The following is a 21,281-nucleotide window of genomic DNA, read 5'->3' as shown; positions in this document are numbered from 1 at the left end:
CCGGTGCTGCTCGCCGAGCTCGAGATCTATCACACCAGGCCGGCGGTCCCGACCCGACGCGTGTCGTTGGGCAACCTCATCCTGCCGACCGATCCGCCTCCCGGCTTCGGTGGGCTCCTGCTCGGCGCGGTCGTCGCCCGCCACATCGCGGCGGTCGGTCCCGACCTGCACAACGACATCAAGCGGCTGATCACCGAGATCGAACGTGGTCAGCGCGTCGTGCAGCCACGCCTGCGCCACCGGTTCCAGGTCGATCGGCACGGGTTGGCCCGCAGCTTGCACCAGATGCACGGCGAGGGTGACGACATCGAGTTCGAGTTCGGTACCCACGGGAGCGACCTGGCGATGGTGCTCGGTGCCGTCTACGCAGCGGAGCGACTCGACATGTCACACCGTCGTCTCGTCACGCCGGTGTTGACGAAGGCGCTCACGTGGCGGGGCCCGATCGGCCCGGCGCTGGTGGCGTACCTGGCCGGCTCCACGTCGACCGCACTCACGGCGCTCGCCGATCCGCGTGGGTGGGCGATGGAGGTGCTCGGGTTCGACCTCGAGGGTCCGACGCCGTCGAAACGCGACGTGACCAAGAGCTACCGTCGCCGGATGCGCGACGTCCACCCCGATCACGGCGGCGAGGCAACCGACGCCAGCAAGGCGATCCTCGACCTGAACGAAGCCCGCCGGATCCTGTCGGCGGAGGCGTCGTGACGCTGCTGCTGTATCCCGGTGCGGGCTCCGACTCGTCGCACTCGTCACTGGCGGCCATCGAGCGGTGGGTGGCGCCGCACCGTTGTGTCCGGGCCGACTTCCCGTACCGCAAGGAAGGTCGCAAGGCCCCCGACCGTGCGCCGAAGCTCATGGCCTCGATCCGCGACGACATCGCCGGGCTCCCCGACGACGAACCGCTCGTGCTGGGAGGCCGATCGATGGGTGGCCGGGTGTGCTCGATGATCGCCGCCGGCGTCGACGAGCAGCCACCGCCACCCAACCTGGCCGGTCTGGTGCTCGTCAGCTATCCGTTGCACCCGCCGGGCAAGCCCGACCGGCTGCGCGTCGAGCACCTGCCGCAGGTGAACGTGCCGACGCTGTTCATCTCGGGCACCAACGACACGTTCGGCACCCCGGACGAGATCCGCGAGTGGACGGCCACGATGCCCCGCAAGGCCAAGGTGCAGCACCTGTTCGTCGATCGGAAGGGTCACGACCTCAAGGGTTGCGATCACACCATCGCCGGTGCCGTCGTCGACTTCCTCGAGCGAGTGCTCGGCAGCGAGTTCAGGGGCTGAGACGCGGCGCGTCGGTCGGTGCCGGCGTCGCGTCTTCGGGGTTGAGATCTTCGAGGGTGCGGTGCGCCGTCTCCGGGAACCACCGGAGCACGACGACCACGACGACGAGCTGCCCGAGCGCCACGAGGCCGATGACCGTGCCGTAGCCGGCGCCCCGGTCGAGGAGACGCCCGACGAGCTGCAACCCGCCGATACCGCCCAACAGGGCAGCGGCCGTGAGCATGCCGGCGGCGCGGCCCCGGTTGCCGGTCGGGAACAACTCGGCGCGATACACGGCGAGCGCCGGGTAGGCGATGCCGCCGACGAATCCGCCGCCGAACGCAGCGAGCCACATGGGGAGGCCCGCAACGACGAACGACCCGAGCACGAGCACCGTGGCCACCGGGATCGTGATCGCGATCAGTCGCCGACGGCCGCGGATGTCGGCGAGCTTGCCGCCGACCACCAGACCGAGCCCGGCGGGCGTCGCGGTGATGAGGGTGAACAGGGCGATCTCGGAAGCGCTGAAGCCGCGCACCTCGTCGAGGTAGCGGTTCTGGAAGCCGCTGGCCGGTGCGACGAAGAAGTTGGCGCAGATGGCGACGATCGCCAGGATCGCGAACCGTGACTTGTCGAGCGGCGGGGCGATGACGTGCGGACGCTCGAAGCGGGTGGTCTCGGGGAGGCGACGGGTGATGTCGACCGCCACCACGAGCCAGATCAGGGTGACGACATAGACCAGACGCCACGCGCTCGGTCCGAGATCGGCCAGTGGGAGCGCCATCACGGCGATCCCGGCGCCGAGCCCGGCCGCCATCGCCATCACGCTGACGGCGTAAGCCCGGCTGTTGCGGGGCATCTCCTCGGCGACGACCACGGCGATGAGGAAGTCGAGCGCCAGACCGAGTGGTCGGCCGACCGACTGGGTCGCGACGAGCGTCGGGAACGTCGGGGCCACGGCGCCGAGCGCGCAGATCAGGGGAGCGGCCCACGCCGCGAAGCGCATCACCCGTTGTCGCCCGACACGGTCGGCGATCGCGGCGAGTGGGAGGGCGATGACGATGCCGAGTCGGACGACGCTCATCGCATTGCCGAACCCGGTGTCGCTCACGCCGAAGTCGTCGGCCGCGAACTGTGCGGTCTGGGTGAAGAGGGTGTTCGTGAACGCGGACGACATCGACGCTGCGGCGAGCAGGCCGAGCACGAGCGCCTGGCGCTCGTCGATGCGGTCGGGTGGTGCCCACCACGGGGGAGCGGATCGGTGCACGGCTCCCCGCCGTTGAAGGGTCCATCGAACGGGGAGCGCGAAGAGCCACGCGAACCAGGGGATCGTCAGCCGATACTGCGTCGTCTCGACCAGTTCGTCGCCCTCCGTGACGACGGAACGACGGTACGCGCGAAACGGGCCCTGCTCCTGCTCGAACTCACCGGCATCGGTGGCCCGTTCGACGACCAGGTCGTCACGTGGGGCGTCGATGATGCGTCGGTGATCGGGATCGGCCGGCCACCGGCGCACGACCGTCTTCTCCGTCCCGAACATCCCCGGCAGCCTACGGCCGCCGGGTCGGGCGGCGGCCGGGCGGCTCCGCTGGTCGGCATACTGGGTGGGTGACCGCCAACGAACGGGGCGACGAGCCCGGCTGCTGCATCCGCGTCCACAACGCGGGCCCGCTGAGCGGCGAAGTGGTCGTTCCCGGCGCCAAGAACTCGGTGCTCAAGCTCATGGCGGCATCGATCCTCGCCGACGGCACCTACGAGATCACCAACGTGCCGGCGATCGTCGACGTCGGCATCATGGCCGACCTGCTCCGCGCGATCGGGCTCGAGGTCACCGTCGGCGATCCGGGACTGGTCACGATCGTCAACCGCGGCGATCTGACGCCGATCGCACCGTTCGAGCTGGTCGCCCAGATGCGGGCGTCGATCAACGTGCTCGGACCACTGCTCACGCGGTGCGGCTACGTCCGAGTGTCGATGCCGGGCGGGGACGACTTCGGCTCTCGGCCGATCGACATGCACGTCGCCGGGCTCACCGCGATGGGCGCCACGTTCGACCTCACCGACGAGTACGTCGAGGCACGTGCCGACCGGCTTCACGGCGCCGACATCATGTTCGACTTCCCGAGCGTGGGCGCGACCGAGAACGTCCTCACCGCCGCCGTGCTGGCCGACGGGGTGACCACGATCGACAACGCGGCGCGCGAGCCCGAACTGATCGACCTGTGCGAGTTCCTGGTGTCGATGGGCGCCCGGATCGAGGGGATCGGCACCTCACGCCTGATCGTCACGGGCGTCGGCCACGACGAGGTGTCGGCATGCCTCCACGAGACGGTGCCCGACCGGATCCAGGCGGCCACGTACATCGCTGCGTGTGCGGTCACGGGCGGGCAGATCGACCTGCTCAACGCTCAGCCCGACCACATGCAGATGGTGCTGAGCAGGTTCCGAGACATGGGGCTCGACTTCCGCGCCCTGCGGTACGGACTCCGGGTGTCGTCGGAGGGGCGGATGCGATCCACCGACATCGCCACGCTCCCGTATCCGGGCATCGCGACCGACTACAAGCCTCTGATCATGACGATGCTGTCGGTCGCCGACGGCGTGGCGATCGTGACCGAGAACATCTACCCCGGTCGGTTCAAGTACGTCGACGAGCTGCAGCGGCTCGGCGCCGACATCCGAACCAACGGCCACCACGCCGTCGTGCGCGGGGTGCCACGACTCGTCGGCACCGATGTCGTGTCGCACGACATCCGTGCCGGGGCCGCGATGGTGGTCGCCGGTCTCGCCGCCGAGGGCACGACCACCATCTCGGGCGTCCACCACATCGATCGTGGGTACGACGACCTCGTCGGCCGCCTCCAGAGCATCGGCGCCGGCATCGAACGCGTCTGACCCCGAACGGGTCGGGTCACCGGGTCAGGTGCCAGAGGTGACGACTCGCCCCCTGGGCGAGGCGTTACCGGCGGTCACCTGACCCGGGGTCCTGTGGGCCGCCACGGCGACTCGTTCCCTCGGGTTCGCGTCCCGACTCCCGGATCGGGTGATCTCCGGGAACGCCTCGTTCCTCGGCGTCACCTGCGATACCTGACCCGATCGCTGCCGACCCGCCTCGTTCGAGGCGGTCGACTCGGCGTTTGGCGAGGGTCAGGGCGACGATGATCACGACGACGGGTCCGACGACCAGCAGGACCTCGTCCCATCCGCCCTGGTGGGCGACGAGAGCCGTGACCGACGCCATGACAGCATCGTACGGGAATGCCTGATTGAATGGTCCGCATCATGCGAGCTCAAGTCGAAGCGTGCATCGAGGTCATCCGACCCGCCCTCCAGGCCGACAACGGCGACATCGAGCTGGTCGACGTCGACGAGACCACCGGCATCGTGTCCGTGCGCCTCGTGGGCGCCTGCGGCACCTGTCCCGTGTCGACGCAGACCCTCAAGGGCGGCATCGAACGCATCATGCGCGACCGGGTCGACGGCGTGACCGAAGTGGTCAACATCGCCGAGGCCGAAGCGGCGATCGACAGCGGCGTCTGACATCCTGGTCCGGTGCCCCGCGTCACCGATCCCGACGAACTCTTCGCCGCCGCACGCACGGGCGATCGTGGTGCGCTCGCCCGACTGCTCTCCTACGTCGAACGTGGGGGTGAACAGGCTCGCCGAGTCGGCCGTCTCGCCTATCCGCTCAGCGGCAACGCGTACACCGTCGGTCTCACCGGCGCGCCGGGGGCCGGCAAGTCGACCCTGACGAGCGCACTGATCGGCCACCTCCGTTCCCTCGCGATCGAGGTGGCGGTGCTGGCGATCGATCCCTCGTCGCCGTTCACGGGTGGGGCCATTCTCGGCGATCGGGTCCGCATGCAGGACCACGCCACCGACCCCGGCGTGTTCATCAGGTCGATGGCGACCCGCGGCCACCTCGGGGGCCTGTCGCTCGCCACACCGGAAGCCGTTCGGCTCCTCGACGCGATCGGTCGGGAGTGGGTCATGGTCGAGACGGTCGGTGTGGGCCAGGTCGAGGTCGAGGTGGCCGGCAAGGCCGACACGACGGTCGTGGTGGTCAACCCCGGTTGGGGCGACAGTGTGCAGGCGAACAAGGCGGGTCTGATGGAGATCGCCGACGTGTTCGTGATCAACAAGGCCGACCGCAAGGGGGTCGACGAGACCCGCCGCGATCTCGAGCAGATGCTCGAACTGACCGATCTGCCGCACGATGCGTGGCGTCCGCCGATCGTCGCCACGATCGCCTCGTCGAGCCAGGGTGTCGACGACCTGTGGGACGCCGTGCTGGCACATCGTGCCCATGCCGAGTCGAGCGGTCAGCTCGCCGAACGCCGCTCGTTCCGTGCCGGCGAAGAGTTGCGCGAGATCGTGACGAACCGCCTCCGCGAACGTGCCCGCACGATCTGCACGGGCGAGCGGTGGGATCAGCTCACCGGCGAGGTCGTCGACCAGACCACCGACCCGTGGACCGCCGCCGACGAGATGCTCGCCGGCGTCGACGCCTGATCTCGCCGCCGGCCGACCGGTCGGGCAAGATGGTGCCATGAGTGATCCCGTGGTGCTGCTCGAACGACGTGACGACGGGGTTGCCGTCGTCACCCTGAACAACGGCAAGGTGAACGCGCTGTCCGGTGCGGTCGTCTCGGCGCTGCACGAGATCGCCGACCAGCTGACGGCCGACCCGCCCGGTGCCGTCGTCGTGACGGGTGGCGAGAAGATCTTCGCCGCCGGCGCCGACATCTCCGAGTTCGGCGGCCCCGACGAGGCCCGACCGATCACCGACGCCATTCACGGTGCGCTCGATGCGATCGCGGCCGTGCCGCGGTTCGTGATCGCGGCGGTCAGCGGCTACGCCCTCGGCGGCGGCTGCGAACTCGCGATCGCATGCGACTACCGCATCGCGTCCGAACGGGCCGTGTTCGGCCAGCCCGAGATCCTGCTCGGCACGATCCCCGGCGGTGGTGGCACCCAGCGACTCGCCCGTCTGGTCGGCCCGAGCCGGGCGAAAGAGCTCTGTCTCACGGGCCGCCAGGTCAAGGCCGACGAAGCCCTGCGCATCGGTCTGGCCGACGAGGTCGTGCCGGGTGACGAACTCCACGATCGTGCGTTCGCGCTGGCCGCCGAGTGTGCGCGCGGCGCCGTGCTGTCGCAAGCCCTGGCCAAGCAGGTGATCGACAGCGGGTTGTCGTCGACGCTCGCCGACGGATTGCTCGCCGAGCGGGACGCGTTCGTCGAGTCGTTCCGCACCAACGACAGCCAGATCGGTGTCCAGAGCTTCCTCGAGCACGGCCCCGGCAAAGCCGAGTTCACCGGCACCTGACCAGCAGGGGCCAGGCACCTTCTGGTCAGACCGGTGACGGTGCCGCTCGCGCGACGACCAGAAGGTGCCTGACCCCTTCTGGTCAGCGGCCGAGGGCGTCGTGGTAGACGGCGACGGTCCGCGCGGCGATCGCGTCCCAGGAGTAGGTGGCCTCGAGGAGTTCGGCGCCGCGCCGGATCATGTCATCGGCGAGATCGCGATCGGTCAAGACCCGCTCGATGCAATCGGCCAGGTCGGCGGCGTTCCCCGGTTCGAACGTGAGCGCCGACCCGGTTCCACCGACGAGTTCGGCGAGACCGCCGGTGTCGGCCACGATCAGCGGTGCTCCGCCGGCGAGCGCCTCGAGCGCGACGACGCCGAACGGCTCGTAGAGCGAGGGGATCACGACGCACCCCGCTGCGTGGATCGCGGCTCGCAACTCGTTGTCGGTCACGAACCCGACGAGGTCGACCAGGTCGCCGACCCCGGCCAGGTCGATCTGCGACTGCAGTTCGGGGAGGTACGAGCCTCGCCCGGCGATCGTGCACTCGAGTCCGGCGACGCGGTACCGCAGCGCGGCGATGGCGCCGGCCAGCACCTGGAAGCCCTTCTCGTACTGCACGCGCCCCCACGCCAGCACGGTGCCGCCGCGCACGCTCGGCGTCGGTTCGTTCGGTCCCGCGGCACGCCACCACTCCGGGTCGATGCCGCCGGGGATGCGTCGGACCGAGTCGGGGTCGAGTTCGAACCCGTCGACGATGTCTCGTACGAGCAGCTTCGTCGACGCGATGATGCGCCTCGACCGATTCGCCTGCCACCACTCGACGCGGTTGATCTGCTCGGCGGTGCCGGGGGAGAGGTGGCCACCGTGGCGGCCGCGTTCGGTGCCGTGGAAGCGGGTGATCATCGGTGCCCCGAACAGCGACGCCGCCGTGTCGGTGGCCCACGCCACACGCCAGTCGTGCGCGTGCACGATGTCGGGTTCCCAGTCGCCGAGGGCCGACAGCGTGCCCACCAGAGCGTGATTGCCCGACGCCGTGTGCGCGATCACATCATCGGGAAGCCACGGCAGGTCGACGTCGGCTCGCAACACGCGGACACCGGCGATGGTCGTGTCGTGGTCGGTGCCGACGACCCGTCGGGTGACGACCACGACCTCGTGGCCGAGCCGCGTGAGGGCGTGCGACAAACCGTCGACGTGGGCCGCGGTACCACCGGTCGAACTCGGTGGGTACTCCCACGTGAACATCAGGACGCGCACGGCGCTGCACGATAGAGCACGCCTCGGCCCGAGCGGGCGATCGTGCGATCAGCGTGGTTGCTCGGCGAGCGAGCGGAAGGTGCGCAGGTTCCGGCGCCAGATGCGCTCCAGCACGAAGCCGCCGACGAAGGCCCCGATCGGACCACCCATCCACCACGGGAACGACAGGGTCTCGGTCCAGATCATGCGAGTGCGACGATCGAGATCGATCGGCTCGAGTCGGAAGCTGCCACGGCCGGTCACGATCCCGCGGTGCTCGACGCCCATCTCGGCGCCGGGCCGCCAGATCGTGATCTCCATCTCGTCGCGGAGCCGGATCGGGCCGACCTTCGTGTCGCACACGAACGCGGTGCCCTCACCCCGGGTCTGATCGCTCCGGAAGTGGATCGCCTCGGCATCGGCCATCCAGTCGACGTGGGTCTCGATCGGCTCGAGAACCGCCCAGACGTCGGCGGTGGTCGCGTCGATGTCGACCGAGACCGTGATGTCGTGCTCGAAGCGCACGTCAGGACGTGAGCGCAGCAGCGTCGCGCAGCACGGCGGCGGCCTGCTCGGGCGGCACGATGTTGATCATGACGCCGGTGCCGCGCTCGAAGCCGGCGGTGGTGACGAGGTTCGGCCAGATGTGGACGTGCCAGTGGTACTCGCCGGTGTGGGAGTGGGGCGCCGTGTGGATGCCGACGTTGTAGGCGACGTCGCCGAGCGCTCGGTTGAGGAAGGCGGTGGCGTCGCGCAGGGCACGGCCGACGGCGGCCAGGGTGTCGTCGGAGCTGTCCTGCAGATGCAGTTCGTGCTGGCGGGGGACGATCAGGAGCTCGTACGGAACGCCACTCCAGTACGGGGCGATGATCGCGACGTCGTCGGTGGCGGCCACGACTCGTTCGCCCGTAGCCAGTTCGGCCTCGACCGTGGTGCACAGCAGGCAGCCGCCGGCGAAGCGCGCGAAGGCACGTTCTTCGTCGAGGACTTCGCCGGGCACGAACGGCAGGGCGAGCAACTGGCCATGCGGGTGGGCGATCGAGGCGCCCGCCTCACGACCGTGGTTGACGATCGCCTGGGTGTACCGGATGTTCGGCATGTCGGCGTGCTGGACGAAGCGAGACTTGAGCGCTCGCATGAAGTCGGCAGCGTGATCGTCGTCGAGGGCGTCGAGCGAACTGAAGTGATCGGGGGTGTAGACGAACACCTCGTGCAGACCGGTGCCCTCGGCCATCACGTGGACCGGTCCCTCGTGGTGGACGGCGAAGCCGCCGTCGCCCTGGAAGGCGGGGTACAGGTTGGGGACCACTCGCATCTGCCAATTGCCGTCGGCGTCGAAGGTCTCGAGTGCCGGTGGCGTCGCCTCCTCGTTCCCGGGACAGAACGGGCAGGCTCGCGAGTCGTCGATCGGTTGGAAATCGCTGCGTGGCCGGAAGTCGGTTGGCCGCTGCGCGCGCTCGGCGACGATGGTGACCCATCGACCGGTGAGCTGGTTGAGACGCATCTGGCTCATCCCTCTCCAATCTAGAGCGGTTCACATGTCTTCGCGGGCACCCGTGGCGTGACCGGCGTGATCGTCACCGGGTCGTCGGTACACCGTCACATGACGGTCGTGATCCGGCCCGTGTGGTGTCCGGCTCATGTCGGCCCAGCGCGCCTCGACGATCATGCCCGCATCGTCGGCGTAGCCATCGAGTTGCTGCAACGTCGAGTAGCGAATCGACCACGGGCGGAGGCGCACGCCGCCGGCTTCGGTGAACTCGACGAACTGACCCTCTGCGACCTGCTCGTCCGCGTGCTGCCGGGAGATCGACAGGACGACGCGGTCGGCGGTCATCGATCGCACGCCGACCACGTCGCCGTCGGCCGCCGGCTCGTGCGGCACGAACGCTTCGACCACGAATCGGCCGCCGGCAGCGAGGCGTTCGGCGACCGCGCCGAAGCAGCGCGCCTGGTCGCCGTCGGCCGTCAGGTTGAACAGGGTGTTGTACGCGACGAACGCCAGGTCGAACGGTCCGGCCGGGAGGTCGTCGACCATGTCACCGACGATCGTCGTGATCCGTCGCTCCGTGTCGGCGGCGTGCAGCACGGCGAGCATCGCCTCGCTCGAATCGATCCCGACGACGCGCAGCCGGTCGTCGGCGGCGAGGGGCAGTGCCAGCCGGCCGGTGCCGACGCCCAGCTCGAGCACGCTCGCGACGTCATCGCTCGCGGCGGCGTCGAGGGCCAGTTCGGTCAACGTGCGAGCGGTCGCCCCGACGTCGGAGACGTCGGCGTACCAGTCGTCGTACACGTCGGCGAACGCCTCGCCGTACGTCGTGCGGTCGTAGCCCTGCATCGCGACGACGGTACCGCGACGCGGGCGACGTCTGGGCGGTCGCGAATCCGTCGGTAGCGTGGTCGGACGTGGCGCTCACCTATCTCGATCACGCGGCTTCGACGCCGATGCGGGAGGGTGCCGTCGCGGCCATGATGCCGTTCTTCAGCGGCACGTACGCCAACCCGAGCGGGTCGCACCGCTTCGCACGCGAGGCGAGGCGGGCGATCGACGAAGCGCGCGACGACGTCGCCGACGTGCTGGGTGTGGCGCCCGGCTCGGTGATCTTCACGAGCTGCGGGACCGAGGCCGACAACACCGTCCTCGCCGGCGTGTCCGGCGCAGCGGTCTGCTCCGCGGCGGAGCACCACGCCGTCCTCCACCCGATCGAGGAACGGGCCGACGGTGTGGTGATCGGCACCGACGCCACCGGCCACATCGACCTCGACCGCCTCGCCGACGCGTGCCGCACGCCGGGCGTCGGCGTCGTCAGCGTGATGGCGGTGAACAACGAGGTCGGCACGATCACCGACCTCGCTGCGGTCGCTGCGATCGTGCGCCGAGAGGCCCCCGATGCCGTGTTGCACACCGATGCGGTGCAGGCGCCGTGCTGGCTCGACCTCCGCAGTATCGCTCCGCTCGTCGACGCGATGTCGTTCAGCGCGCACAAGTTCGGTGGCCCCAAGGGCGTCGGGGTGCTCACGCTGGCGCCGGGCGTCGCGGTCGATCCGCTCATCGTCGGTGGTGGTCAGGAGCGCGAGCGTCGCAGCGGGACGCACAACGTGGCCGGCATCGTCGGCCTCGCCACTGCGCTCGTCGAGACCGACCACGACCGTGCGACCGAACAGGTCCGCCTGACGGCCCTGCGCGACCGGCTCGTCGACGCCGTGACCGGATCGGTCGACGGCGTCGTCGAAACCGTGCCACGCGACCGCAAGGTGGCCGGCTCGGCGCACATGTGCATCGACGGCATCGAGAACGAAGCCTTGCTGTACCTGCTCGACGAGGCCGACGTGTGCGCCAGCGCAGCATCGGCGTGCGCGAGCGGTGCGATGGAACCGTCTCACGTGCTCGCCGCGATGGGCATCGATCGCCGTCTGGCGCTCGGTGCGCTGCGGCTGACGCTCGGCCACACGACCACCGACGCCGACGTCGACCGTGCCGCCGAGGTCGTCGTCGGTGCGGTCCGGCGTCTCCGTGCGAGGGCGTCGTGAAGGTCCTGCTCGCCATGAGTGGCGGCGTCGACTCGTCGGTCGCCGGCGCGTTGTTGCTCGACGCCGGCCACGACGTCGTCGGTGTGACGATGAAGCTGTGGGGCGGCGACAGCGACACCGGGTGCTGCTCGGTCAGCGACGTCGACGACGCCCGCCGCGTCGCGCAGCAGCTCGACATCGACCACCTGGTGTTCAACTTCGGCGACGACTTCGACCGCCACGTCGTCGACCCCTACGTTCGCGACCACGCCCTCGGCGTCACGCCGAACCCGTGCATCGAGTGCAATCGGCACGTCAAGTTCGACCGGCTGCTGAAGCGCGCCGACCAGCTCGGCTTCGATGCGGTCGCCACCGGCCACCACGCCCGGATCGGCCGCACGGCCGACGGCCGGTACACGCTCGAGCGGGGTGCCGACGCCGCCAAGGATCAGAGCTACGTCGTGCACATGCTCGATCAGGACGCGCTGGCACGCACCATGTTCCCGGTCGGTTCGATCGACAAGTCGGAGGTCCGGCGCATGGCGGCCGACCGCGGCTTGCGCACGGCATCGAAGCCCGACAGCCAGGACGTCTGCTTCATCACCTCGACCGGCGGCCGCGAGACCTTCCTCGGCGACCGCATCCAGTTCCGGCCCGGACGGGTCGTCGACGGCGACGGCGTCGAAGTCGGTCGTGTCGAGTCGGTCGAGATGGTCACCATCGGACAACGTCGAGGCATCGGTCTGCCCGGCGGTGGACCGAAGCGGTACGTGGTCGACGTCGACGTCCCGTCGGCGACGGTCACCGTGGGCGACGAGCAGGCCCTGCTCGACACCGAGGTCCGGGTCGCCGACGTGGTCTGGACCGACGTGCCCCACGACGGCCCGGTGCTCGTCCAGGCGAGCGCGCACGGAGCGACGCACCCCGCTGACGTGACGGTGAGCGACGTGACGGACGACGTGACGGACGACGGCGTCGTCCGCGTGCGATGGCACCGCCCGCAGCGTCGCATCGCGCCGGGTCAGAGCATCGTGTTCTACGACGGCACCGACACGAGGGTGCTCGGCGGCGGCATCGCCGTCTGAGCGCCGGCTCCGATCAGCCGATCGCGCCGACCGGGAAACGACGCTCGGTCGCGGCGGCCAGCACCTGACCGGGTCGGGTCGGTGCGATCAGGCAGCCCGTCAGATGGATCGCGCTCCCGCTCGGTGCTCCGGGTACGAGCGACACGAGCGCCGTGATCGACTCGGTGGTACGGATCTCGACGGCGTGACCCGAGGTCGGCCCGGTGAAGTCGGCGGCGTCGGTGCCCGCGGGAGCCAATCCCATGCGAGCGATCTCCTGGCGCCGCAGCATCAGGGTCTCGGCCAGCACGACGTGGTCGTGGATGACGACCCCGACCGGCACGAGCACGATCCACCGACGCGTCAGCCGGTGCCAGCGGGGGAACAGCAGCACGCCGCCCGCCAGGGTGACGCCGCCGAACACGAGCGCCCAGACCGTCTCACCGTTCGCCGCCATCACGCCCGTGAGGAGCGTCGCGACCGCCCAGATCACCCAGGCGAGCGTCGCCACCGCGAGGTAGGCCACCGGTGGGCGGAGGAGGTGTCGGTCCTCGTCGCCGTAGGCCGACGCCTGGACGAAGCCGCGTCCGAGGGCGCTCGATCCGGCGACGACCGACGTGATGATCGCAGCGCCGAGGAAGGCTGCTCCGTCGACGGCGTCGGCGCCGGCCGACCACGCCAGCACGGCGACGGGAACGGCGAGCGGCACCACGAGGCGGGTCGCGGTGAGCGTGGTCGCCGCCGGCACGGCCATCGCCGCGACGCCGACGATCCACCCGGCGAGGCACAGCCAGCGAGTGGCGTCGGCGGGCCCGCCGGCGGTGTCGGCGAGTGCGCCGTCGATCGCTGTTCCGCCGAGCAGCAGCACCGCCACCCAGCCGATTCGCAGCACCCAGGGCACGATCCGGCGGAGTCGGTCGGCGTCGAACACGCCACCAGTGTGGCGGCGACAGGACCGATCGGCACCGATCGGCAGCTGAGGCCGGTCGAGGCACCGTTCGAGGTGTCCTTGAGCACACTCGGAAGAAATCGTCCGGAACGGCGCGGATTTGGCACGATGGGAGCGTGAGCTACTTGCGGTTGCCACCACCGGAGGCAGAGCCGCTCGCAGCGCGCCGCTTGTTCGACGTCGTCGCCCCCGGCTCGACGTACGGCATCGGCAGCTTGCCCCACCTGAGTGCCGGTCAGGCGGCCCGCTTCTCGTTCGACCGCTTCGATCTGCCGACGGTGCCGTCGCTGCCTCGCCGGTCGCCGGCCGAACTCGCCGTCGCCCAGGCGCTCATCGGTGTTCCCGGTGTCACGCTCGGGCACTACGGCGCCCTCGCCGTCGACTGCACCGCACTCGATCCGGCGGCCACCGTCGAGACCGATCTCGACGGGCAGCAGTTCATCGGTCTGCGAGCGTTCCTCAACGAGGCCCGCGACCGCCACTACGACGGTCCGGTCAAGTGGCAGTTCCTCGGTCCGATCTCGGTCGGCTTGGCGCTCGCCCGCGCCGGAGCCCCCTCGCAGGTCGCGTTCCCGGTGGCGCTGGCCGCCGTCCGCAGCCACCTCGTCGCCGTCCAGGCGCTGATCGACCGATCGCTGCCCGACAGCCCACAATTGGTGGTCCTCGACGAGCCGCTCGCCGGCGACCTGACCGCACCCGACTTCCCCCTGGCTCCCGACGACGCCATCGACCTGCTCTCGGGCGCCATGGCCGTCCTCGAGCCGTCCGCCACCGTCGGCGTCCACGCAAGCGGCGAGGCCGACGTCGCGACACTGCTCGCCGCCGGGCCGCACGTCCTGTCGATCCCGGCGAGCCGTTCACTGCTGTCGGTCGTCGGCTATCTCGACCGCTTCCTGCGCGGTGGCGGATGGATCGCCTGGGGTGCGGTTCCCACGGGCGGGCCGATCGGCGCCGGTCAACCGCGTGCGTGGCAGCGGCTCGCCAAGCTCTTCTGCGAGATGGTGCAGGCCGGCTGTGACGGCGATCTGCTGGTGCGCCAGTGTTTCGTCACGTCGGAGGGTGGTCTCGGCAGCCACGGCACGGGCGTTGCCCAGCACGTGGCCGAGCTGCTTCGCGAGACGGCGCTGAGTATGCAGAACGAAGCGACGACGGCGCGCTTCGTCCTGGGCGCCTGACCGCGTTCCGTCCTCGACGAGACGGCTGCCGCGCCGACACGACTCCCGGCACGACGACCGGCACGACGGCTCGCGAAGTCCGAATCGGGCGCGCACCCACTCCGTACACTCGTGACGTGACCGATCCGGAAGCGCGTCTCGACGAACTCCGTGCGCTCGTTGCGCACCACAACCGCCTCTACCACGAGCTCGACGCCCCCGAACTGCCCGACGCCGAGTTCGATGCGCTCGCCCGCGAGCTTCGTGCGCTCGAGGAGGAGTTCCCGGAGTACGCCGTGCCCGACTCGCCGACGCAGGCGGTCGGGGGCGCGGCGAACACCTCGTTCGCGCCGGTCGTGCACGCGGTGCCGATGACGAGCCTCGACAACGCGATGGACGCCGACGAGCTGCGTGCGTGGGCCGATCGAGTCGCCCGTGGTCTCGACGGCGCCGCCCCGACGTACGTGGCCGAGCTGAAGATCGACGGACTCGCGATGAGCCTCCGCTACGAGGCGGGTGAGCTGGTGCAGGCTGCGACGCGCGGCGACGGACGCGTCGGCGAAGACGTCACCGCCAACGTGCGCACTATCGCCGACATCCCGCACCGGCTCGCGGAGCCGGCCGGTGGCATGCCCGCCGTCGTCGAGGTGCGGGGCGAGGTGTACATGTCGACCGCCGTGTTCGACGAGCTCAACCGCGAGTACGAGGCGGCGGGGGAGCGGCCCCTCGTCAATCCGCGCAACGCGGCGGCCGGCAGCCTGCGCCAGAAGGACCCGGCGGCGACCGCCCGGCGTCGTCTGTCGTTCTGGGCCTACCAGCTCGGTCAGGTCGACGGCGGCCCCGAGTTCACCTCGCACCGTCAGACGCTCGACTTCATCGGCGAGATCGGGTTCCCCGTCAACCCCGAGATCCGCGGCTTCGACTCGGTCGACGAGGTGGCGGCGTTCTGTCTCGATCGGCAGGAGCATCGGCACGACCTGGCCTACGAGATCGACGGTGTCGTGGTGAAGGTCGACGATCTGGCCCAGCGAGACCGGCTCGGCTACACCTCTCGGGCGCCGCGCTGGGCGATCGCGTACAAGTTCCCACCCGAAGAGCGCACGACCCTGCTGCGCGACATCCAGGTGTCGGTCGGCCGCACCGGACGCGCCACGCCGTTCGCCGTGCTCGAGCCGGTGTTCGTGGGCGGATCCACCGTGGCCATGGCGACCCTCCACAACCAGGACCAGGTCGCCGTCAAAGACGTGCGCCCCGGCGACACGGTGATCGTCCGCAAGGCGGGCGACGTGATCCCCGAGGTGGTCGGGCCCGTCGTGTCGTTGCGGCCCGACGGCACCGAGCCGTGGGTGTTCCCGACGCACTGCCCGGCGTGCGGCAATCCGTTCGTGCGGCCCGAAGGCGAAGCCGACACCCGTTGTGTGGCGCCCGACTGTCCTGCCCAACGCGACCAGAAGGTCGCCTACTGGGCGAGCCGTGGCGCGATGGACATCGAAGGGCTCGGCGAGCAGATGGTCGAGAAGCTCACGGCCGCCGGGCTGGTGAAGGACTCGGCCGACCTCTATTCGTTGACGGTCGAGCAACTGGTCGAGCTCGAACGGGTCGGCGAGACGAGTGCGTCGAACCTGGTCGCCGAGATCGAGAGGTCGAAGCAGCAGCCGCTCCCTCGTCTGCTGACCGCCCTCGGCGTTCGCCACCTGGGCCCGTCGGCGTCACAGGCGCTGGCGGCCGAGTTCCACACCCTCGACGCGATCCGTGAGAAATCGGTCGACGAACTCGCTGCGGTCGAGGGCGTGGGCACCGTGATCGCCACGACGGTCCGCGAGTGGTTGCAGCTCGACGCGAACCAGGCGTTTCTCGAGCGGCTCCGCGCCGCCGGGCTGAACTTCGGCGACCCCGAAGCCGCTCGTTTGGCGGCCGAGGCCCGAGCCGCCATTCCCCAGACCCTCGACGGCAAGACGGTCGTGGTGACCGGCGCGGTGCCCGGTCACACGCGCGAATCGGCGGAAGAAGCGATCGTCGAGCGCGGCGGCAAGAGTCCGGGGAGCGTCTCGAAGAAGACGTTCGCCCTGGTGGTCGGCGAGGGCGCCGGCGCGAGCAAGCTCACCAAAGCCGAGGCGAACGGCACCCCCGTGGTCCCGGCCGAACGCTTCGCCGACCTCCTCGACGACCCCGACGGCGTCGTCGCCGAACTCGGCAACGCCGACTAGCGCGGCGTCCGGCGTCCGCTGCCGGCCCGGGACTCCTCGTGTTCCTCCTGGCGGGGCGGTCTAGACGACGTTGAAGGTCCAGGTGAAGCGACGGGCCTGTTCCGGAGTCTCGTCGAGCTTCCAATAGAGCACGGTCACCTCGTGGACACCCTCGTCGAAGTCGGAGATCGGCGCGGCCTCGCTCGGGACGAAGGTGAGCGTGGCGTTGCCAGGCTCGTAGACGGTCGCCGCAGGAACGCTGATCTGTTCGCCGGGTTCGACACCGTCGTTCGAGACCGAGGAGACATCGACCGTGGGGATCCGGACGCCGTCGATCACCAAGGTGCCGGTGTAGCCCGACGCGAGATCGACGAACACGCTGGTCTGGCTCAGCGCCTGTTCGGCCTGTGGCACCGGGTTGACCTCTTCGACGGCCGGTGGCAACCCGGCTCGTTCGTCGCCGGTCACCCCGATCATCAGGCCGCGGGTGACGAGCGCGAGGCCGACGCCGATCACCAACGAGACGAGCAGCAGGGTCTTGTCGATCTTGAATCGGCGGCGCTTCGGTCGGGCCGGTTCGAGCTCGCCGCCGTCGAGCGGCGACTCCGACGATGCCGTCGCGGGTGTGGTCGCATCGGTCACCCCTCCATGATGCCGTGAGAGCGGCCGAATTCGACCTGAGAAGCCTCCGAGGGCGTCACCCGCGGGCGGCTCGGCAGGCGGTAGCGTGCGGGCATCGTGAGCACCGGTGACACCCCCGAGCGCACCCGCGTCGAGCCCGCTGACCTGGTCGGATCTGCGATTGCCGACCGGTACGCCCTGACGCGCCTCGTTTCGTCGGGTGCGAACACGACGATCTACGACGCGAGCGACCGCGACACGGGTCGCGTCGTCACGCTCAAGCTGCTCCGGCCGTCGATCGCGGCGTCGCCGAGCTTCCGCGACCAGTTCGACGAGCAGATGCGGTCGGTCGCTGCGTTCAGCCACCCGAACGTCGTCGCGGTGTACGACTGGGGCCTGGCACCCGTCGGCGACGTCACGACGGCGTACGTCGTCACCGAGGCGCTCGGTGGCGGGTCGCTGCGAGATCTATTCGACCGTGGGCGCCGACTCTCGCCCTCGCAGGCGCTCGTCGTCGGCCTCGACGCCTGTCGCGGGCTCGACTACGCCCACCGCCGAGGCTTCGTGCACACCGAGCTGACGCCGTCGAAGCTGGTCTTCGGTGACGACCGTCGTCTCCGCATCGCCGACTTCGGCCTGGCGCGCCTGCTCGGCGACCAGGTCTGGAAGCAACCCGAGTCGGTCCCGAACCACGTGGCCGGCTACGCCGCGCCCGAGCAGGGAGCCGGCTCGCCGCTCGACGGCCGCGCCGACGTCTACGCCCTGTGTCTGTCGCTCCACGAGGCCGTCACGGGCGTCCTGCCCTTCAAGACCGACTCGACCGTCGCCACCCTGGCCGCTCGCGTCGGCAAGCTCATGCCGGTGTCGGCCGACCTCGGCCCGCTCGCCGCCGTGTTCGAGCGCGCCGGCCGACCCGACGCCGCCGAACGGTCGACGGCCGCCGAGTTCGGGAAGGGGCTGGTCCAAGCGGCCTCCAAGCTGCCGCGTCCCGAACCCCTGCCGCTGTTGTCGACGGGACTGTTCGACACCCCGGCCGACCAGATGCGCGACCCCGACGATCCGACCGGAGGCGTCCACCGCACCGGCGAGGCCGCCGTGGTCGTCGTGCAGGCGACCCCCGACGAGCCGGTCGAACCCGACGAGCCGAATGCGCCCGACGAAGCGGCTGATCACGACGGAGCCGACGACGATGGTGTCTCCGGCGCCGCCATCGCCGGCGCGGCCGGTGCGGCGGTCGTCGGTGCAGCTGCTGCGGGTGCGGCTGCCGCACGGACGGGCGACGTCCCCGACATGCCCGAGATCGTGGCCGCCGACGACGTCGACGGTGCCGGTGATGCACCCGATGCCGACGGTGCAGACGCTCTCGACGACGAAGCGGTCGACGCCGCCGACCGTGTCGGTGAGGTGGCCGACGGCGAGATCCTGATCGCGCCGGTCGACTCCGAGCTCGACGGCGGCCCCGATGCCGTCCTGCCCGAACCCGCTCCGACGGTCTCGACCGATGGTCTCGTCATCGCAGCCGACGATCGTTCGCTGCCGCCGACGACGACCATGCCCGCTGCGGCGACCGTGCCCGTCGAACCCGAGCAGCCGGCCAAACGCCGCGGTGTGCCGTGGAAGCTGCTGCTCGCCGCGGTCGTCGCCGCAGCGCTGATCGTGCTCGGCGTGCTCGCCACGAGCATCTTCCAGACGCCCGAGTACGAGGTGCCCGATCTGGTCGGCGTCGACGAGGACGAGGCCCGCAACCTGATCGCCCCGAACGGCTGGGACGTGACGGTCGAACGCGAGCGCAGCGACGTGATCGACGTGCCCGGTCTCGTGATCCGCACGGCACCGACCGCCGGGGTCTCGCTCGCCGAGGACGAGCCGTTCCTGATGGTCGTGAGCGAAGGCCCGACCCTGCGGGAGCTGCCCGATTCCACCGGGGTCCCGCTCGCCGAAGCCACCAATCGGCTGCTCGAACGCGGCCTCGTCGTCGAGGTGGTCGAGGAGTTCGACGAAGAAGTCCCACCCGGCACCGTCGTATCGTGGTCGGTCCCGAGCGACCCGACGCTGACGACCGGGTCGATGGTGCTGCCCGACACCGTGGTCGAACTCGTCGTCTCCCAGGGTCCGGCGCCGCGATCGGTGCCGAACGTGACCGGCGTCCCCGCCGACCAGGCACAGGCACAGATCACCGAACTCCGACTCGTCTACGTCGAGTCCGGGCGTGAGTTCAGCGACGACTTCCCGGCCGGCCACGTCATCCGACAGTCGCCGCAAGAGGGCGTCGAGGTGCCACGCGACAGCGAGGTGTCGGTCGTGATCTCCCAGGGTCCCGACCTCATCACCTTCCCCGACCTGTCCGGAGCGGCGAACTACGACGAAGCGGCCCAGGTCCTCACCGAGGCGGGCTTCGAACCCGTGCTCGTGTTCGGCGACAGCCAGGGCGAGATCCGCTCGATCACCATCGACGGTGAGGAGGCCGTGCCTGGCAACACGTACCGGCGCGGCACCCGCGTCGAGATCGAAGCACTCTGAGCCGCTGACGACCGGCTCGGTCCGGATCGGCCGGGGTGATCGCACGTCCGTTCATTTCGGTTCGCCGATGGGGGAGTTGGTACGGTGCCGACGGACCTCCGCCGGAGGGGCGAAAGGATGGAAACCTGCATGGTCGAGCTCGACGGCCGAGTCGCGATCGTCACCGGTGCCGGACGTGGCCTGGGGCGTGAGTACGCCCTGTGTCTGGCGTCGCACGGTGTGCGCGTCGTCGTGAACGACGTGGGGACCTCCAACGACGGCACCGGACTCGACTGCTCGCCGGCTCAAGCAGTGGTCGACGAGATCGTCGCCGGCGGTGGGGAAGCGATCGTCGACTGCTCCGACGTGGCCTCGTGGAGCGGTGGCGAAGCCGTCGTGCACGCAGCGCTCGACGCGTTCGGCGAGCTCGACATCCTGATCAACAACGCCGGGATCCTGCGCGACTCGACGATCATCAACATGTCGGAGGAAGACTTCGACGAGGTGATCCGCGTGCACATGAAGGGCCACGCTGCGCCGACCAAGTTCGCCGCGACCTACTGGCGAGCGCAACACAAGGATGGCGTCGACCGCCGCCGCAACCTCGTGCACACGGGTTCGACCTCGGGCATCTACGCCAACCCGGGGCAGTCCAACTACGGCCCGGCGAAGTCGGGCATCGTGACCTACAACCAGATCGCGGCGGCCGAGCTGTCGAAGTACGGCGTCGTCTCCAACTGCGTCCTGCCCGGTGCCCGCACCCGTCTGACCTTGTCGTCGCCCGGCCTGCCCGAGATCATGGAAGCGCCGGCCGAGGGTTTCGACCAGTGGGACCCGGCCAACGTGGCGCCGATCGTCGCCTACCTCGCGAACGCCGCGTGCCCGTTCACGGGTGAGGCCTTCTACGTGCAGGGCGGCACCGTGCGCCGCCTCGAGCCGTGGAGTCTCACGGGGCAGTCGATCGAGCGCCCGGTCCGCTGGAGCGTCGACGATCTCGACGAGGCGATGGGCGCCTTCCGCCCGAGCCACTGACCGGTCGAGCCGACGACGTCGTTCTGGTGAACGCCGGCTGTGTGAACGTCAGCTGGTGATCGCTCGGATCTCGCCGGCGAGTTGCATCGCCGCCTCGTTCGTCGGCTGCGCCGCCTGAGCCGCCATCAGCCTCATCATGTCGCCCTGCACGCGGACGCGGCCGTCCATGAACGCCTGCATCGCCAGCGCCGGATCCTGATCGATGATCATGATGCGAGCGGTCTCGTAGTCGGTCGTGACGACGGCGTCGGGCTCGTCGACGGCACCGAGCAGGAACTGGGTGGCTCCCGACGAGGTGTCGAGGTAGGCCTCGATGGTGCCCTCGCCGAACGGCACGTCGGTGATCACCTGGTTGATGCGGATCTCGAGCACCGGTTCGGGCAGCTGGTCGGCGTACTTCTCGCGCAGCGCCTCGGCCGCCTCGAACCATTCGTCGGACAGGAACTGGTGCATGCGTCG

General features: G+C 70.1%; 21 protein-coding genes. 12 read left to right on the top strand and 9 right to left on the bottom strand.

All coding sequences use genetic code 11. The features are described 5' to 3' along the window. The first annotated feature begins 3 nt into the window (after positions 1–3). Both BDK89_RS12575 and BDK89_RS12570 read left to right on the top strand, forming a co-directional pair. A complete protein-coding gene (locus tag BDK89_RS12575) occupies positions 4–705 on the top strand; it encodes a J domain-containing protein (protein ID WP_133869270.1) in 702 nt (233 codons plus the stop codon). Beyond that, a complete protein-coding gene (locus BDK89_RS12570) occupies positions 702–1,283 on the top strand; it encodes an alpha/beta hydrolase family protein (RefSeq protein WP_133869269.1) in 582 nt (193 codons plus the stop codon). The genes BDK89_RS12575 and BDK89_RS12570 overlap by 4 nt, the downstream gene beginning before the upstream one ends. Here BDK89_RS12570 and BDK89_RS12565 read toward each other — a convergent pair. Continuing rightward, positions 1,273–2,802 (bottom strand): MFS transporter, encoded by a 1,530-nt coding sequence (locus BDK89_RS12565; RefSeq protein ID WP_133869268.1) that lies wholly within the window; start codon positions 2,800–2,802, stop codon positions 1,273–1,275. The two genes, BDK89_RS12570 and BDK89_RS12565, sit on opposite strands and share 11 nt — an antisense overlap. A gap of 68 nt (positions 2,803–2,870) precedes the next feature. Here BDK89_RS12565 and murA point away from each other — a divergent pair, with 68 nt between their 5' ends. Then, the gene (gene murA, locus BDK89_RS12560) at positions 2,871–4,157 is read left to right on the top strand and encodes a UDP-N-acetylglucosamine 1-carboxyvinyltransferase (protein WP_208294061.1); all 1,287 of its coding nucleotides are present in this window, start codon (positions 2,871–2,873) and stop codon (positions 4,155–4,157) included. Positions 4,158–4,221: 64 nt separating this feature from the next. Here the strand turns inward: murA and BDK89_RS12555 are convergent, their stop codons facing one another. Next, a complete protein-coding gene (locus BDK89_RS12555; RefSeq protein ID WP_133869267.1) occupies positions 4,222–4,503 on the bottom strand; it encodes a hypothetical protein in 282 nt (93 codons plus the stop codon). Positions 4,504–4,544: 41 nt separating this feature from the next. Here BDK89_RS12555 and BDK89_RS12550 point away from each other — a divergent pair, with 41 nt between their 5' ends. The 3 genes from BDK89_RS12550 to BDK89_RS12540 are packed head-to-tail and all read left to right on the top strand — an operon-like array spanning position 4,545 to position 6,588. Next, positions 4,545–4,802, top strand: coding sequence for a NifU family protein (locus BDK89_RS12550; protein ID WP_133869266.1), 258 nt, complete (start codon positions 4,545–4,547; stop codon positions 4,800–4,802). A 12-nt stretch (positions 4,803–4,814) separates the two neighbouring features. Then, positions 4,815–5,774 carry a methylmalonyl Co-A mutase-associated GTPase MeaB gene (gene meaB / locus BDK89_RS12545; RefSeq protein WP_133869265.1) on the top strand — a complete coding sequence of 320 codons (960 nt, stop codon included), beginning with the start codon at positions 4,815–4,817 and terminating at the stop codon, positions 5,772–5,774. A 37-nt stretch (positions 5,775–5,811) separates the two neighbouring features. Further along, positions 5,812–6,588 (top strand): enoyl-CoA hydratase/isomerase family protein, encoded by a 777-nt coding sequence (locus BDK89_RS12540; protein WP_133869264.1) that lies wholly within the window; start codon positions 5,812–5,814, stop codon positions 6,586–6,588. An 82-nt stretch (positions 6,589–6,670) separates the two neighbouring features. On the opposite strand, the gene BDK89_RS12535 is transcribed toward BDK89_RS12540, so the two are convergent. Genes BDK89_RS12535 through BDK89_RS12520 form a run of 4 tightly spaced genes read right to left on the bottom strand, consistent with a single transcriptional unit; the run spans position 6,671 to position 10,145 of the window. Further along, a complete protein-coding gene (locus BDK89_RS12535) occupies positions 6,671–7,828 on the bottom strand; it encodes a glycosyltransferase family 4 protein (RefSeq protein ID WP_133869263.1) in 1,158 nt (385 codons plus the stop codon). 48 nt (positions 7,829–7,876) lie between these two features. Continuing rightward, positions 7,877–8,332 carry an SRPBCC family protein gene (locus BDK89_RS12530; RefSeq protein ID WP_166657557.1) on the bottom strand — a complete coding sequence of 152 codons (456 nt, stop codon included), beginning with the start codon at positions 8,330–8,332 and terminating at the stop codon, positions 7,877–7,879. 1 nt (position 8,333) lies between these two features. Further along, positions 8,334–9,320, bottom strand: a complete 987-nt coding sequence (gene galT / locus BDK89_RS12525; RefSeq protein ID WP_133869261.1) for a galactose-1-phosphate uridylyltransferase — start codon at positions 9,318–9,320, stop codon at positions 8,334–8,336. A 21-nt stretch (positions 9,321–9,341) separates the two neighbouring features. Next, on the bottom strand, positions 9,342–10,145 hold the full coding sequence (locus BDK89_RS12520; RefSeq protein ID WP_133869260.1) for a class I SAM-dependent DNA methyltransferase: 804 nt from the start codon (positions 10,143–10,145) through the stop codon (positions 9,342–9,344). Positions 10,146–10,213: 68 nt separating this feature from the next. On the opposite strand from BDK89_RS12520, the gene BDK89_RS12515 reads away from it, so the two are divergent. Together BDK89_RS12515 and mnmA are read left to right on the top strand one after the other, a co-directional pair. After that, entirely contained in the window at positions 10,214–11,338 is a 1,125-nt protein-coding gene (locus tag BDK89_RS12515) for a cysteine desulfurase family protein (protein WP_133869259.1), read from the top strand. Continuing rightward, complete coding sequence (mnmA, locus tag BDK89_RS12510) at positions 11,335–12,402, top strand: tRNA 2-thiouridine(34) synthase MnmA (RefSeq protein ID WP_133869258.1); 1,068 nt, start codon at positions 11,335–11,337, stop codon at positions 12,400–12,402. The genes BDK89_RS12515 and mnmA overlap by 4 nt, the downstream gene beginning before the upstream one ends. 13 nt (positions 12,403–12,415) lie before the next feature. On the opposite strand, the gene BDK89_RS12505 is transcribed toward mnmA, so the two are convergent. After that, complete coding sequence (locus tag BDK89_RS12505) at positions 12,416–13,312, bottom strand: hypothetical protein (RefSeq protein ID WP_133869257.1); 897 nt, start codon at positions 13,310–13,312, stop codon at positions 12,416–12,418. Positions 13,313–13,446: 134 nt separating this feature from the next. Between BDK89_RS12505 and BDK89_RS12500 the strand changes: the two genes are divergently transcribed. Together BDK89_RS12500 and ligA are read left to right on the top strand one after the other, a co-directional pair. Beyond that, the gene (locus tag BDK89_RS12500; protein WP_133869256.1) at positions 13,447–14,505 is read left to right on the top strand and encodes a uroporphyrinogen decarboxylase/cobalamine-independent methonine synthase family protein; all 1,059 of its coding nucleotides are present in this window, start codon (positions 13,447–13,449) and stop codon (positions 14,503–14,505) included. Positions 14,506–14,621: 116 nt separating this feature from the next. Beyond that, positions 14,622–16,691 (top strand): NAD-dependent DNA ligase LigA, encoded by a 2,070-nt coding sequence (gene ligA, locus BDK89_RS12495; protein ID WP_208294060.1) that lies wholly within the window; start codon positions 14,622–14,624, stop codon positions 16,689–16,691. 60 nt (positions 16,692–16,751) lie between these two features. Here the strand turns inward: ligA and BDK89_RS12490 are convergent, their stop codons facing one another. Further along, entirely contained in the window at positions 16,752–17,312 is a 561-nt protein-coding gene (locus BDK89_RS12490; RefSeq protein ID WP_133869255.1) for a hypothetical protein, read from the bottom strand. 96 nt (positions 17,313–17,408) lie between these two features. Here BDK89_RS12490 and BDK89_RS12485 point away from each other — a divergent pair, with 96 nt between their 5' ends. Further along, positions 17,409–19,811 carry a PASTA domain-containing protein gene (locus BDK89_RS12485; RefSeq protein WP_133869254.1) on the top strand — a complete coding sequence of 801 codons (2,403 nt, stop codon included), beginning with the start codon at positions 17,409–17,411 and terminating at the stop codon, positions 19,809–19,811. Positions 19,812–19,940: 129 nt separating this feature from the next. Then, complete coding sequence (locus tag BDK89_RS12480) at positions 19,941–20,822, top strand: SDR family NAD(P)-dependent oxidoreductase (RefSeq protein WP_133869253.1); 882 nt, start codon at positions 19,941–19,943, stop codon at positions 20,820–20,822. A 48-nt stretch (positions 20,823–20,870) separates the two neighbouring features. On the opposite strand, the gene BDK89_RS12475 is transcribed toward BDK89_RS12480, so the two are convergent. Beyond that, entirely contained in the window at positions 20,871–21,275 is a 405-nt protein-coding gene (locus tag BDK89_RS12475; protein WP_133869252.1) for an SCP2 sterol-binding domain-containing protein, read from the bottom strand. Positions 21,276–21,281 lie beyond the last annotated feature (6 nt).

Source organism: Ilumatobacter fluminis (assembly GCF_004364865.1).
Taxonomy (GTDB): domain Bacteria; phylum Actinomycetota; class Acidimicrobiia; order Acidimicrobiales; family Ilumatobacteraceae; genus Ilumatobacter; species Ilumatobacter fluminis.
Note: the sequence above shows the minus strand (reverse complement) of the source record. Positions and strands in the feature narration are given on the sequence as shown.

Bases quoted from the DNA above. Each gene is read 5' to 3' on its own strand.
- BDK89_RS12565 (WP_133869268.1), bottom strand. From the start codon at position 2,802: ATGTTCGGGACGGAGAAGACGGTCGTGCGCCGGTGGCCGGCCGATCCC.
- BDK89_RS12555 (WP_133869267.1), bottom strand. From the start codon at position 4,503: ATGGCGTCGGTCACGGCTCTCGTCGCCCACCAGGGCGGATGGGACGAG.
- BDK89_RS12550 (WP_133869266.1), top strand. From the start codon at position 4,545: ATGCGAGCTCAAGTCGAAGCGTGCATCGAGGTCATCCGACCCGCCCTC.
- BDK89_RS12540 (WP_133869264.1), top strand. From the start codon at position 5,812: ATGAGTGATCCCGTGGTGCTGCTCGAACGACGTGACGACGGGGTTGCC.
- galT (WP_133869261.1), bottom strand. From the start codon at position 9,320: ATGAGCCAGATGCGTCTCAACCAGCTCACCGGTCGATGGGTCACCATC.
- BDK89_RS12520 (WP_133869260.1), bottom strand. From the start codon at position 10,145: ATGCAGGGCTACGACCGCACGACGTACGGCGAGGCGTTCGCCGACGTG.
- BDK89_RS12480 (WP_133869253.1), top strand. From the start codon at position 19,941: ATGGTCGAGCTCGACGGCCGAGTCGCGATCGTCACCGGTGCCGGACGT.
- BDK89_RS12475 (WP_133869252.1), bottom strand. From the start codon at position 21,275: ATGCACCAGTTCCTGTCCGACGAATGGTTCGAGGCGGCCGAGGCGCTG.